At 73.5% G+C, this 12642-nt stretch carries 11 protein-coding genes; 3 read left to right on the top strand and 8 right to left on the bottom strand.

What is annotated here, in order from left to right:
• Positions 1-134: 134 nt before the first annotated feature.
• From pucD to PWG71_RS12705, 4 genes are read right to left on the bottom strand one after another with little or no spacing between them, the layout of a single operon-like run.
• On the bottom strand, positions 135-2540 hold the full coding sequence (gene pucD / locus PWG71_RS12720; protein WP_274809892.1) for a xanthine dehydrogenase subunit D: 2406 nt from the start codon (positions 2538-2540) through the stop codon (positions 135-137).
• Positions 2540-3907 carry an 8-oxoguanine deaminase gene (locus tag PWG71_RS12715; protein ID WP_274809891.1) on the bottom strand — a complete coding sequence of 456 codons (1368 nt, stop codon included), beginning with the start codon at positions 3905-3907 and terminating at the stop codon, positions 2540-2542. Before PWG71_RS12715 ends, pucD begins: the two co-directional genes overlap by 1 nt.
• Complete coding sequence (locus PWG71_RS12710; protein ID WP_274809890.1) at positions 3904-4428, bottom strand: (2Fe-2S)-binding protein; 525 nt, start codon at positions 4426-4428, stop codon at positions 3904-3906. The genes PWG71_RS12715 and PWG71_RS12710 overlap by 4 nt, the downstream gene beginning before the upstream one ends.
• The gene (locus tag PWG71_RS12705; protein ID WP_274809889.1) at positions 4419-5291 is read right to left on the bottom strand and encodes an FAD binding domain-containing protein; all 873 of its coding nucleotides are present in this window, start codon (positions 5289-5291) and stop codon (positions 4419-4421) included. The genes PWG71_RS12710 and PWG71_RS12705 overlap by 10 nt, the downstream gene beginning before the upstream one ends.
• Positions 5292-5516: 225 nt before the next feature.
• On the opposite strand from PWG71_RS12705, the gene PWG71_RS12700 reads away from it, so the two are divergent.
• The gene (locus tag PWG71_RS12700) at positions 5517-7082 is read left to right on the top strand and encodes a PucR family transcriptional regulator (protein ID WP_274809888.1); all 1566 of its coding nucleotides are present in this window, start codon (positions 5517-5519) and stop codon (positions 7080-7082) included.
• Between the two features lie 31 nt (positions 7083-7113).
• On the top strand, positions 7114-7815 hold the full coding sequence (locus tag PWG71_RS12695; protein ID WP_274809887.1) for a pentapeptide repeat-containing protein: 702 nt from the start codon (positions 7114-7116) through the stop codon (positions 7813-7815).
• On the opposite strand, the gene PWG71_RS12690 is transcribed toward PWG71_RS12695, so the two are convergent.
• The gene (locus PWG71_RS12690; protein ID WP_274809886.1) at positions 7799-8623 is read right to left on the bottom strand and encodes an NAD(P)H-binding protein; all 825 of its coding nucleotides are present in this window, start codon (positions 8621-8623) and stop codon (positions 7799-7801) included. The genes PWG71_RS12695 and PWG71_RS12690 overlap by 17 nt on opposite strands.
• 81 nt (positions 8624-8704) lie before the next feature.
• Between PWG71_RS12690 and PWG71_RS12685 the strand changes: the two genes are divergently transcribed.
• Entirely contained in the window at positions 8705-9667 is a 963-nt protein-coding gene (locus tag PWG71_RS12685; RefSeq protein WP_274809885.1) for an AraC family transcriptional regulator, read from the top strand.
• On the opposite strand, the gene PWG71_RS12680 is transcribed toward PWG71_RS12685, so the two are convergent.
• From PWG71_RS12680 to PWG71_RS12670, 3 genes are all read right to left on the bottom strand, one after another.
• Positions 9635-10594, bottom strand: a complete 960-nt coding sequence (locus tag PWG71_RS12680) for a helix-turn-helix domain-containing protein (protein ID WP_274809884.1) — start codon at positions 10592-10594, stop codon at positions 9635-9637. The two genes, PWG71_RS12685 and PWG71_RS12680, sit on opposite strands and share 33 nt — an antisense overlap.
• Before the next feature lie 25 nt (positions 10595-10619).
• Positions 10620-11588 carry an alpha/beta hydrolase fold domain-containing protein gene (locus PWG71_RS12675; RefSeq protein ID WP_274809883.1) on the bottom strand — a complete coding sequence of 323 codons (969 nt, stop codon included), beginning with the start codon at positions 11586-11588 and terminating at the stop codon, positions 10620-10622.
• Between the two features lie 94 nt (positions 11589-11682).
• On the bottom strand, positions 11683-12594 hold the full coding sequence (locus tag PWG71_RS12670; protein WP_274809882.1) for an aminoglycoside phosphotransferase family protein: 912 nt from the start codon (positions 12592-12594) through the stop codon (positions 11683-11685).
• Positions 12595-12642: the final 48 nt, after the last annotated feature.

Below are 12642 nucleotides of genomic sequence, written 5' to 3'. Positions count from 1 at the left end.
TGCCGGGACGTCGTCGTCTCCGGGGGCGCGGGGCGGTGGCGCACGTGTGCGTTGGGCGTGCGCCGTGGGCCGCTCACCGGGTGGGTGAGGGGGCCGGTGGTGCGGCGGGGTGGCCGCCGCACCACCGGTGGGTTCTACAGGGGGATGCCGACGATGTCCTCGGGGCGTACGGGCGCGTGGGTGAGCGCCCTGCCTGTGGCGGCGCGGACGGCGGCCACGACGGCCGGTGTGGAGGACAGCGTGGGGGGTTCTCCGGCGCCGCGCAGTCCGTAGGGGGAGTGCGGGTCGGGGTGTTCGAGGACCTCGATGCGCATGGGCGGGGTGTCGAGGATCGTGGGGATGAGGTAGTCGGTGAAGGACGGGTTGCGGATCTGTCCGTCGCCGACCTGGATCTCCTCCATGAGGGCCAGGCCCAGACCCTGGGTCGAGCCGCCCTGGATCTGGCCGATGAGCTGGAGGGGGTGCAGGATCTTGCCGACGTCCTGGACGGCGTCCAGGGCGATGACCTTGACGAGGCCGAGTTCGACGTCGACGTCGACGACGGCGCGGTGGACGCACATGCCGAACTGGGTGTGGGACGAGCCCTGGCCGAGGGTGGGGTCGAGCATCTCGGTGGGGCGGTGGTGGTATTCGCGGGTCTCCTCGACGACGGTGCCGTCGTCGAGGAGGTCGGCGAGGGAGACCAGGGCGCCCCGGGCGCGGGAGACGATCTTGCCGCCGGTGAGGGTGAGGTCGTCGTCGCCGACGCCCTCGGGGATGTGGCCCCGGCCGCGGGCGAGGGCGTAGACCTCGTCGCGGACGGCGTGGCAGGCGGTGCGGACGGCGCCGCCGGTCATGTAGCTCTGTCGTGAGGCGGAGGAGGAGCCCGCGGAGCCGACGCCGGTGTCGGCGGGGGCGATGACGACCTTCTCGACGCCGAGTTCCGTGCGGGCGATCTGGCCCTTGACGGTGACCAGGCCCTGGCCGACCTCGGCGGCGGCGGTGTGGACGAGGACGACGGGTTCGCCGCCGGCGACTTCGAGTCGGACGCGGGCGGTGGAGTAGTCGTCGAAGCCTTCCGAGAAGCAGAGGTTCTTGAGTCCGACGCCGTAGCCGATGCCGCGGACGACGCCTTCGCCGCGGGTGGTCCCGGCGACGCCGCCGGGGAGGGTGCGCGAGTCGGCGGGGTCGGGGAGGTCCTCCCGGTCGGGGGGCAGGGGGAGGTCGCGGGCCTGCCGGAGCATGTCGGCCATGGGCAGGGGCATGTCGATCTCTTGGCCGGTGATGATGCGCGATCCCTGGGCCATGGAGTTCTTGACGCGCAGGTCGACGGGGTGCATGCCGAGGGCGTCGGCGAGGCGGTCCATCTGGGACTCGTAGGCGAAGCAGGCCTGGACCGCGCCGAAGCCGCGCATGGCGCCGCAGGGCGGGTTGTTGGTGTAGACGCCGTAGGCGTCGACGCGGGCGTGGGGGATCTCGTAGGGGCCCAGGCCCAGGGAGGAGGCGACGCCGACGACGGCGGGGGTGGCGGAGGCGTAGGCGCCGCCGTCCACGATGACCTCGGCGGTGGCGTAGAGGAGGGTGCCGTCGGCCAGGGCGCCGTGCTCGTAGCGCATCTTGGCGGGGTGGCGGTGGACGTGCCCGTAGAAGGATTCCTCGCGGTTGTAGACGATCTTGACGGGCTTGCGGGTGTGGAGGGCGAGCATGCAGGCGTGGATCTGCATGGAGAGGTCCTCGCGGGCGCCGAAGGCGCCGCCGACGCCGGCCAGGGTGATGCGGACCTTGTCCTGGGGCAGGTCGAGGGCGGGGGCGATCTGGCGCTGGTCGACGTGGAGCCACTGGGTGGCGACGTAGAGGTCGACGCCGCCGTCCTCGGCGGGGACGGCCATGCCGGACTCGGGGCCGAGGAAGGCCTGGTCCTGCATGCCGACCTCGTATGCGTCGGCGACGATGACGTCGGCGCGGGCGCGCAGGGCCTCCAGGGCGGCGTCGGGGTCGCCGGTGGTGAAGTCGCCGGTGCGGATGGGCTGGTGGCGCAGGCGGTTGCCGCGCTGGTTGTACTCGGGGTGGTCGGGGATGGTGCCGGGTTCGTGGACCAGGGGGCACTGGGGGTCCATGGCGGCGCGGCGGGAGTCGGTGATGGGTTCCAGGACCCGGTAGTCGACGCGGACGCGCTCCATGGCGCGGCGGGCGGTCTCGGGGTGGTCGGCGGCGACGATGGCGACGGGCTCGCCCTTGTAGCGGACCTTGCCGTAGGCGAGGACGGGCTGGTCCTCGAATTCGAGGCCGTACCGCTTGGCGCCGGGGACGTCCTCGTGGGTGAGGACGGCCTCGACGCCGGGGACCTTGAGCGCCTCGGTGATGTCGATGGAGAGGATCTCGGCGTGGGGGTGGGGGCTGCGCAGGGTGGCGCCCCAGAGCATGTCCTCCATCCACATGTCGGAGGAGTAGGCGAACTCGCCGGTGACCTTGAGGGTGCCGTCGGGGCGCAGCGGGCTGGCGCCGATGCCGTCCTTGGTGGTGCTGGTCAGGTCGGTGACGGTGCGGGTGGTCGCTGGCATCAGCGGTTCACCTCCTGGGTGAGGCGCTTGTGGGCGTTGCGGCCGCGGGCGGCGGCGGTGTCGCGGGTGACGGTGGTGAGGTCGCCGTCGGTGACGACGGGGCGGGCGCCGACCCACAGGTGGGTCAGGGGCGGGGTGGGGCCGAAGACGGCGGCGATGACGGGGTCGTCGATGACGTCGTGGCCGAATCCGTCGACGCGCCACAGGGCGATGTCGGCGAGTTTGCCGACGGTGAGGGAGCCGAGCTCGGTGTCGCGGCCCAGGACGCGGGCGCCGCCGAGGGTGGCCATGTGCAGGGCCTGGCGGGCGGTGAGGGCCTGGGGGCCCTTGCGGGCGCGGGCCATGAGGAGGGCCTGGTGCATCTCCCCGGCGAGGGGGGTGAGTTCGCTGGAGGCGGGGCCGTCGACGCCGAGGCCGACGGGGACTCCGGCGGCGAGGAGTTCGGTGGTGCGGCAGATGCCGGCGCCCAGGCGGGCGTTGGAGGTGGGGCAGTGGGCGATGCCGGTGCCGGTGGCGGCGATGCGGTCGATGGCGTCGTCGGAGAGGTGGACGGCGTGGGCGAACCAGACGTCGGGTCCGAGCCAGCCGAGTTTCTCGGCGTACTCGACGGGGGTGCAGCCGAACTCGGACCGGCACTGCCGTTCCTCGTCGAGGGTTTCGGCGAGGTGGGTGTGCAGGCGGACGCCCTTGTCGCGGGCGAGGTGGGCGGCCTGGACCATGAGGTCGCGGCTCACCGAGAAGGGGGAGCAGGGGGCGACCGCGATGCGGGTCATGGACGCCGCCGAGGGGTCGTGGTGGGTGTCGATGGCGTCGGCGGTGCCGGCCAGGGCCCCGTCGAGGGTCTCCACGACGCTGTCCGGCGGGAGGCCGCCCTGGCTGTGGCCGCGGTCCATGGAGCCGCGGGCCAGGTCCAGGCGCACCCCCACCCCGAGGGCGGCCCGGACCTGGGCGTCGACGATGTCGCCGCGTCCGGCGGGGTGGATGTAGTGGTGGTCGGAGGCGGTGGTGCAGCCGGACAGGGCCAGGTGGGCGAGTCCGGCGGTGGTGGTGTCGGCGACGATCTCGGCGTCGAGGCGGTGCCAGATCTCGTAGGAGCCGACGAGCCATTCGAAGAGGGTGCCGTCGGTGAACAGGCCCTGGGTGGCCCATTGGTAGAGGTGGTTGTGGGTGTTGACCAGGCCGGGGGTGGCGAGGTGGCCGCGGCCGTCGATCCGGGTGGCGTCCGCGGGGATCAGGTGGGCGGGTGCGGGGCCGTCGCCGACGGCGGTGATGACGCCGTCCCGGGCGATGACGTGCCCGTTGGGGTGTTCGGCGCCGTCGACGGTGGCGATGTGGGCGCCTTCGATGACCAGGGCGTGGGTGCTCATGCGGGGCTTCCTGCGGTGTCGGTGTCGGCGCGGCGGGAGGCGGCCAGGTGGACGGCGTCGAGGATCTTCTCGTAGCCGGTGCAGCGGCAGAGGTTGCCGGCGAGGGCTTCGCGGATCTCGGAGTCGGTGGGGATGCCGTGGCCCGCGTCGACGGTGCGGTTGAGGAGGTCGTCGGTCTGGACGAGGAGGCCGGGTGTGCAGAATCCGCACTGGACGGCTCCGGCCTCGATGAAGGCCTGCTGGACGGCGCCCAGGGGGCGGTCGCCGCCCTTGCCGGGGCCCTCGGCGAGGCCTTCGACGGTGCGGACGGCGCGGCCCTCGGCCTGTCCGGCGGCGACCATGCAGGAGCAGACGGTGACGTCGTCGAGGTAGACGGTGCAGGATCCGCATTCGCCCTGTTCGCAGGCGTTCTTGCTACCGGGAAGGCCCAGGCGTTCGCGCAGGACGTACAGGAGGCTCTCGCCGGGCCAGACGTTGTCGGCGGTGACGTCTTCTCCGTTGACGTTGATGTTCACGCGCATGGGGCGGTTTCCTTGCGGTAGTCGGTGATGGACCAGGTCAGGGTGCGTCGTGCCATGACGGACAGGGCGTGGCGGCGGTAGGCGGCGCTGCCGCGCTGGTCGTCGATGGGGCGCGCGGCGGCGGCGACGAGTTCGCCGAAGCGGCGGACGGTGGTCTCGGGGAGGAGGCCGGGTGCGTCCCAGTCGATCTCGTGGGTGAGGAAGTCCTCGGCGGCCTCGGCGCGCAGGGGGGTGGGGCCGGCGGAGCCGATGCCGGTGCCGACGGTGCGGTCGCGGCCGTTGAGGGCCAGGGCGAAGGAGGTGACGGCGATGACCATGGCGTTGCGGGTGCCGATCTTGGCGAAGTGCTGGGGCCCGGTGGGCGTGGGCAGCAGGATCGCGGTGATGAGTTCGTCGTCCTGCCGGGCGGTGGTGCGGAAGGAGAGGTAGAAGTCGCGGGCCTTGACGCGGCGTCGGCCCCGGGTGGAGGCGAGTTCGATGGTGGCGTCGGTGGCCAGGAGCGGCGGGTGGGTGTCGCCGGCGGGGGAGGCGCCGCCGAGGTTGCCGCCGACGGTGCCGCGGTTGCGGATCTGGGGGGAGGCGACGGTGCGGGAGGCCTTGGCGAGCGCGGGCGCCAGGGTGGGGAGTTCGGCGATGACGCGGGTGTAGGGGACGGCGGCGCCCAGGCGGGTGTGGCCGTCGTCGGTGGTCTCCCAGTGGGTGAGCTCGGGGATGCGGGTGAGGTCGAGGAGCACCTCGGGGCGGTGTTTGTCGAAGTTGAGTTCGACCATGACGTCGGTGCCGCCGGTGATGGGAACGGCGCCTGGGTGCTCGGCCTTGGCCTCAAGCGCCTCCTGCAGGGTGGAGGGGCTCAGGAATCGCATGTGAAAGGGTCCTCGTGTCTCGCGTGCCCGGTTGATGTTGTGAAGTAGAGCACTGTGATGTCGCGGCTTCCATCCGGTGATGACATGAAGTGATGGGGTGGGCAACGGTTATCGTTGGTCGTTTCCTACAAGTGGCGTACGTGGGAGCGTTCGTACGTCCCCACCATGCAAGTCCCGTATCGTCTCGGGGACCATCATCGACACACGGACTCAAGAGGGACGTTCATGCGTCTTGACGATTTGATCGCGGTCGAGCGGCTGCACCTGCGCTTCCTGGTGGGCGCGGAGCAGGCCGATCGTGAGGTGCGGTGGGCCTACACCACCGACCTGCTCGAACCCGCGCGGTATCTGCGCGGGGGCGAGCTGGTGCTGACCGGGATGATGTGGCACGGGGGTCCGGAGGCCGCGGATCGGTTCGTGGCGTCGGTCGTGGCGGCGGGCGCGGTGGCGATCGGTGCGGGGACGGCGCTGGGGGCGGTCCCGGAGGACCTGGTGGAGGCGTGTCGGCGGCGGGGGATGCCGCTGGTGGAGGTGCCGCCGGAGACGTCGTTCGGTGCGGTGACCGAGGAGGTGCTGGGGTCGCACACCCGGCGCCGGTTCGCGGGGTTGGCGCGGCACCGGGACCGGTTGCGGCAGGCGGTGGCCGAGGTGGCGGCGGGCGCTGATTTCGCGGAGGTGTTCGCGCGGGCGTCGGCGCAGGTCGGGGTGCGCGCCTGGGTCATCTCGTCGACAGGTCGGCTGGTGGCCGGCGACGGTGAGGGCCTGGGGGCGGGGGAGCGGGAGTGGTTGGCCTCGCGCGCGTTGTCGTGGCCGTTGCTGCCGCACACGACCCGGGTGGCGGGCGCGGGGGAGACGGTGGTGACGGTGCGGGCGGTGGCGACGTCGCGGTCGCACCCGCTGTCGCGGTGGTTGCTGGTGTGCGCCGGTGATGAGGCGTTGTGGGGCGAGGAGGAGCGCGAGACGGTCGCGGAACTGGAGTCGGTGGCCGTGCTCGCGCGGGGCCGGCTGGAGGAACGGTGGAGTACCGAGGCCCGTCACCTGGAGGGGGTGGCGCGGTTGCTGGCGGCGCAGCGGTTCGACGAGGTGGCGGCGTTGCTGCGGGGCACCCCCGAGGGCGAGGGGGAGGATCACGTGGTGATCAGCGCGGTGATGCTGCCGACGCCGCGTTCGGGTGAGCTGACGCGGCATGTGGTGGCGGAGCTGGTGGCGGGGTCGCCGGGCGCGGTGGTGACCGGTGACGGCGACGGCGACACGTTGGCGTTGGTGCCGGTGCCGGCGGGTGAGGCGACCCGGGCGGCCGAGGGGGTGCGTGCGGCGCTGGTGGCCGGTGCGCGGGTGTTGGAGGGCGGTCTGCTCGATCACCGGTTGGCGTTGGGGTCCTCATCGGCGGCGCGGGGCGTCCCGGAGCTGCGGGGGGCTGCGGTGGAGGCCCGGCACGCCCGTCGGTTGGCGGAGTTGCGGGGCGGCCGGTGGCGGGTGATCGCCGGCGCGGAGATCGATTCGCACGAGCTGCTGCTGGCGTCGGTGCCCGAGGAGGTGCAGAGCTCTTACCGGGAGCGACTGCTGGGGCCGCTGATCGCCTACGACCGTGATCACCGGTCGGAGCTGGTGGAGACGTTGGAGCGGTTCTTGGAGCATTCGGGGTCGTGGCAGCGGTGCGCGGCGGCGATGCACGTTCACGTGAACACGTTGCGGTACCGGATCGGTCGGGTGGAGGAGCTCACCGGTCGGGATCTGAGCGAGCTGGAGCACCGGGTGGATCTGTTCCTGGCGTTGAAGTTGCGCGATTGAACGTCGTCGGGTCCCGGTAGTGTGCGCGCCCATGGGCGTTGATCTTTCTCAGGAACGGTTCGAGGGCGCGGATCTGGCGGGTGCGGATCTGCGGGAGGCGTGGGCGCAGGGGGCGGACGGGCCTCGGGTGCTGGTGGGGTGTGATCTGACCGAGGCGGATCTGCGCGGGGTGGATCTGCTGGACGCGGTCGTGGAGGACTGCCGGTTGGAGGGGGCGCGCCTGGAGGGCGCGGTGCTGGAGGGGGCGAAGGTCACCGGGGGCGGCGCGGCGGGTGCGGTGTTCGGGGGCGCGGAGTGCACCGAGGCGCGGTTCGAGCGGGTGGATCTGGCCAATACCCGGTGGCAGGGGTCGTTGTTGACGGACACGGTGTTCTCGGGGTGTCGGATGACGGGGGCGGGGCTGACGTCGTTGCGGGGGGTGGGGTACTCCTTCTCGCATTGCAACCTGATGTTGGCGCGGTGCAAGGGGATCGATCTGCGGGGGCGGGTGCTGGAGGGTCTGCGTCTGGACGAGGCGGATCTGGCGGCGGCCGATCTGCGCGAGACGGTGTGGGTGGATGCGCGGTTGCGGGGCGCGTCGTTGACCGGCGCGAAACTGGCGGGCGCGGACCTGCGGGGCGCGGATCTGGGGGAGTTGACGTTGGCGCAGGCGCAGAACCTGCGCGGGGCGGTGATCGGCCCCGCGCAGGCGCGGATGTTGCTGGGGGCGTTGGGGATCACCCTCGCCGAGTGAGGGTTTCGGTCAGGGTGCGGGGCGGGCGGCCGAGCACCTCCTCCACGCCGGTCGAGAGGTGGGACTCGCGGCCGCGGGCCAGCGGACCCAGGACGTCGGCCCAGATCAGGGCCACCTCCTCGGGGATCCCGTCGGCGACCCGCTCGGCGACGAACTCCTCCACGGTGACGGGGGTGTGGGTCAGGGGCGTCCCGGCGGCGGTGAACGCCGCCGCGACCTCGTCCAGGGTCAGCGGGCGGGGGCCGGACAGCTCGTAGGTGCGGCCCTGGTGCCCGTCGCGGGTGAGGGCGGCGACGGCGACCTCGGCGATGTCGTCGGTGTCGACGTAGGGGCAGGCGGCGTCGTGGACGGGTAGGCGCAGGTCACCGGCGGTCACCAGGGGCGCGAAGAAGCCCTCGGTGAAGTTCTGGGTGAACCAGGTGGGGCGCACCACGGTCCACTCCAGGTCGCTGTCGGCCAGGGCCTTCTCTCCCCGGAGGTGGCCGTTGTCGGTGTTGGGGCGGTCGGAGTAGTAGTCGGGGACGTCGGCGCCGCGGGCCGAGAGCAGCACCAGCCGCTCCAGCCCTCGGTCGCGGGCGGCGGCGACGAGGTCGGGGGTGCGGGGGTCGGCGTCGTTGGGGACGACGTAGGCGGTGCGCACCCCGTCCAGGGCGGCGTTCCAGGTGGCGGGGTCGGTCCAGTCGAAGCGGTGGGGCGCGGTGCGCGAGGCGGCGCGCACGGTGTGGCCGGCCTCTCGGAGCAGGTGGGCGACGCGGCGTCCGGTGGTGCCGGTGCCGCCGATGACCAGGATGGGTTCCGTGTTCGTCATGGAAGGAAGTCCATCACCGATGGGTGAGACGATCCATGGCCGGAAAGCTCATGGGCATGTGTGATCGTCTACGGTGGGGGGATGGACGCACTCGCTGACCTGTTGGACGGGATCCGTGCCCGTGGGGCGTTGTTCAGTCGGTCGATCATGGAACCGCCCTGGTCGCTGTGCTTCGACCACTCCCTGCCGCTGTCCCTGATCACCATGGTGCGCGGCCGGTCCTGGATCGTTCCCGAGCGCGGTGAGCCCATCGCCCTGGCCGTCGGGGACATCGCGGTGCTGCGCGGCCCGGCCGTGCACACCGTCGCCAACCCGGCCGACGCCGCCACCACCGGCACCGTCCTGTCGGGGCTGGGGTGTGTGGGCCCGGACGGTGCTCGGTTGAACGAGGACATCGTGCTGGGCGTGCGCACCTACGGGCACTCCCTGGACGCCCCCGACCTGCTGCTCAGCGGGAGCTACGACGTCACCGGAGAGGTGGGGAGACGGCTGCTGTCGGCGCTGCCCGAGGTGCTGGTGGTGCCCGCCGACGCCTGCCATGATCCGCTGACGGAGATGATCGTCAACGAGGTGAGCTGTCAGGTGCCGGGCCAGCAGGTGGTGCTGGACCGGTTGCTGGACCTGGCGCTGGTGACGACGCTGCGGACCTGGTTCGACCGGCCCGAGGCCGACCCGCCCGCCTGGTACACGGCCTTGGGCGATCCTGTGGTGGGCGCCGCGCTGCGGGCGATGCACAACCGGCCCGACGCGGCGTGGACGGTGGCGGGCCTGGCGGAGGCGTGCGGGGTCTCGCGGGCCACGCTGGCCCGTGATTTCACGGCGCTGCTGGGGACCCCGCCGATGACGTACCTGACCGAGTGGCGCATCACGCTGGCCGCCGACCTGTTGCGCGACACCGAGGAGACGGTGGGCGCGATCGCCCGCCGGGTGGGGTACGCCGACGCGTTCGCGTTGAGCGCGGCGTTCAAACGGGTGCGGGGCCTCACCCCCACCGCCCACCGTAGGGGCGGATCAATCCGGGAGGTACAGGCGGCGCACCTGTAGGGCGATCTGGAGGCGCAACCGCCCCGGGACGGTGCGCACGTTCCAGCCCAGGAGGCGTTCTGCGCGTTCCAGCCCCTGCTGGGCGGTGGAGTGGTGCACGCCCAGGGCGGCGGCGGCCGCGCGCACGCTGGGGGCTGTGGCCAGGGCGTCGGCGAGGGCGATCAGGGCGGTGGAGTCCCGGGCCAGCCGGTCCAGGGCGGCCACGTCCGGTGGCGGCGGGGTGTCGGGGCGGACGGTGTCCGCGAGCGGGAGCAGGGCGCCCACGTGTTCGGCGCGGACGAGGACGGGCCCCGGGTCGGCGCCGGTCCCGGTGGCGGTGAAGCGCAGGGCGCGGCGGGCGTCGGCCAGTGACCCGGGCAGGTCGGCCAGGGATGCGGCGGGGCCGACGCCGGCCCTGGCGGCGCCGGGGTCCTCGCCGGGGGCGATCAGGCGCACCGGGCCCCGGTGGGGCGCCAAGGCGGACAGCCGGGTGGCGGGGGGCAGGCCGGCGCGGCGGGCGGCGGCCAGCCGTTCGGTCTCGTCGCGGTCGGGGTCGGTGAGGAGCGCGGCCAGGGGAGGCGCGGGCGGCGGGGTGCGGTCCAGGTGGTCGCCGATCGCGGCCGCGGCGCGCTCCAGCACCATGGCCAGGACGGGTCCCGCCGGGTCGGTGGTCTCCACCCACAGCACGGCGGTGCCGATGGCGGTGTGCGGCCAGGCCGGGTCCGGGTCCGGGAGCGCGGTGCGGGTGAGGTGGCCGTCGGGGCGGGCGCGCAGGCTCAGGGCGCGGGCGGGGTCGACGAGTGCCGCGGGGAGCCCGGACAGGACGGTCGCGCCGCGCACCAGGGGTTCCAGGCCGGCTCCGTGCAACCGGTCGAAGTAGGCGATGACCTTGACGGCGGCCTCGGCCTGGGGATCCAACGCGCCGACCCGGCCCAACAGTTCCCTCATGGGTCCAGTGTGCCCGGCACCGGGGTCAGGCGCCCAGGGTGCGGCGCAGCCAGGACAGGCGCGCGGCGGCGGCCTCGCGGGAGAGGGCGGCGTGGGGCGCGAAGTTGTCGAACCCGTGGAAGGCGCCGGGCCACACGTGGAGTTCGGCGATCCCGCCCGTCTGCCAGAGGCGGGTGGCGTAGTCGACGATCTCGTCGCGGAAGGTCTCGGTCGAGCCCACGTCCAGGAACGCCGGGGGCAGGTTCGACAGGTCGGTGGCGCGGGCCGGGGCGGCGTAGGGGGAGACGTCCGGGCCGCCCCTGGCCTCGCCCAGCAGGGCGCTCCAGCCGGTGTCGTTGGAGGTGCGGTCCCAGACGCCCAGTCCGGCCATCTGGTGGGCCGAGACGGTGTCGTTGCGGTCGTCGAGCATGGGGTAGACGAGCAGTTGGGCGCTCAGGCGGGGGCCGCCCCGGTCGCGGGCCAGCAGGGCGGTGGCGGCCGCCAGTCCGCCGCCGGCGCTGGCCCCGCCCACGATCACCCTGGCGGCGTCCAGGGCCGGGTGGGCGGTGGGATCGGTGAGGTGGACCAGCCCGCTGTAGCAGTCCTCGACGGGGGTGGGGTGGGGGTGCTCGGGGGCCAGCCGGTAGCCGATGGAGGCCACGGCCAGGCCCAGGGAGTGGGCCGTGGCGAGGAGCTCGGGGATCTCGGAGCCCCGGTGGTTGCCCACGATCATCCCGCCGCCGTGGATCCAGTACAGCAGCCCGGTGGGGGCGTCGGTCCAGGTGGGGCGCCAGAGGAGGAGGGGGACGTCGGCGCCGTCGTGGCCCTTCACGGTGAGGGCGTGTTCGGTGTAGTGGCCCTCGTGGGTGAAGTCGCCCTCGACGGCCTGGGCGGCGCGGGCGGCGCGCATGGGGCCGATGAGGTCGGGGGTGATGGACGGGGGGATCTGGTCGCCCAGCAGGGCCAGGGAGGCGGCCAGTTCGGGGTCGAAGGGCGGCGGTGGTGGTGTGCTCACGGGGTCTCCTGTCGAGGTGGGACCCCATTGTGCGTGCCCCGGCGGGCAGGGCGGTAGCGCCGGGCGGCGGGATGGTGCCCGCCGTGTGGCGGGGTCAGGCGCCCAGGGCGCGGGCGAGGGTGAGCATCTGTCCGTGGCCGGTGGGATCGCCCTCCTCCAGGGGCCAGACGGTGTTCTCCAGGACGCGGACCAGGGTCCAGGCGCGGGCCCGGTCCCGGTCGATGCCGGTGGCGTCGGTGAGCAGGTCGAAGCGGCGGCGCAGCAGGCGTTCGGTCTCGGGCCCGTGGGGGAAGCGGTTCCACAGCGCGGGCAGGAGTTCGTAGCCGGGGTCGCCGACCAGCGGTTTGGGGTCGATGGCCAGCCAGGGGCCGCGTCCGGTGCCGGGCAGGGGGGCCAGGACGTTCTGGTAGTGCAGGTCCCAGTGCAGGAGGCGGTCGCCGGCGTCGGGGGCGATGTCGGCGGCGATGTCGGCCCAACGGGTGAGCGCGTCGGCCAGGCCGTGGGGGAGGGGGGTGGCGGTGAGACGGCGGGTGCGGGCGACGAGGTTCCGGGTCATGGCGCCCAGGTGGCGCATGTGGGGCGGCCCGTGGTGGGTGTTGAGGGTGGTGAGCAGGCCGGCGATGATCTCCAGCGCCTGGTCGACGCCGTGGGCGTCGATGGTGGAGTCCAGGTCGCGGGTGTGGTCCAGGGCCTCCAGGAGCAGGGTGCCGGTGGCGGGGTCGTGGTCCAGGAGGCGGGCGGCGCCGCGGCCGTCCCAGAGACGCAGGGCGTCGGGTTCGCCGCGGGTCTCGTCGTCCACGGGTTGGATCTTGAGCACGGCGGGGCGACCGTCGGCGGTGGTGACGGGGACGACGAGGGAGACGGCGCCGTGCAGGGGCGCGCCGGTCGGGGTCAGGTTCCAGGCCCGCGACCGCTCGTCGGCCTTGCGGGGCAGGTCGGCGACCCAGTCGGGTCCGCAGGAGCGGGTGAGGGCGCGGGCGATGTCGTCGGAGACGTGGACGGTCACGAGGGCGGCTCCCGGGCGGTGTGCGGTCCTCGGGAGCCTATCGGTGAC

The sequence above is a fragment of the Nocardiopsis sp. N85 genome, assembly GCF_028882275.1.
In the GTDB taxonomy this organism is placed as follows: domain Bacteria; phylum Actinomycetota; class Actinomycetes; order Streptosporangiales; family Streptosporangiaceae; genus Nocardiopsis; species Nocardiopsis lambiniae.
Note: the sequence above shows the minus strand (reverse complement) of the source record. Positions and strands in the feature narration are given on the sequence as shown.

What these genes read in the sequence shown, in the direction of transcription:
- pucD (WP_274809892.1), bottom strand. Translation starts at nt 2,540, where the DNA reads ATGCCAGCGACCACCCGCACCGTCACCGACCTGACCAGCACCACCAAG.
- PWG71_RS12715 (WP_274809891.1), bottom strand. Translation starts at nt 3,907, where the DNA reads ATGAGCACCCACGCCCTGGTCATCGAAGGCGCCCACATCGCCACCGTC.
- PWG71_RS12710 (WP_274809890.1), bottom strand. Translation starts at nt 4,428, where the DNA reads ATGCGCGTGAACATCAACGTCAACGGAGAAGACGTCACCGCCGACAAC.
- PWG71_RS12705 (WP_274809889.1), bottom strand. Translation starts at nt 5,291, where the DNA reads ATGCGATTCCTGAGCCCCTCCACCCTGCAGGAGGCGCTTGAGGCCAAG.
- PWG71_RS12700 (WP_274809888.1), top strand. Translation starts at nt 5,517, where the DNA reads ATGCGTCTTGACGATTTGATCGCGGTCGAGCGGCTGCACCTGCGCTTC.
- PWG71_RS12695 (WP_274809887.1), top strand. Translation starts at nt 7,114, where the DNA reads ATGGGCGTTGATCTTTCTCAGGAACGGTTCGAGGGCGCGGATCTGGCG.
- PWG71_RS12690 (WP_274809886.1), bottom strand. Translation starts at nt 8,623, where the DNA reads ATGACGAACACGGAACCCATCCTGGTCATCGGCGGCACCGGCACCACC.
- PWG71_RS12685 (WP_274809885.1), top strand. Translation starts at nt 8,705, where the DNA reads ATGGACGCACTCGCTGACCTGTTGGACGGGATCCGTGCCCGTGGGGCG.
- PWG71_RS12680 (WP_274809884.1), bottom strand. Translation starts at nt 10,594, where the DNA reads ATGAGGGAACTGTTGGGCCGGGTCGGCGCGTTGGATCCCCAGGCCGAG.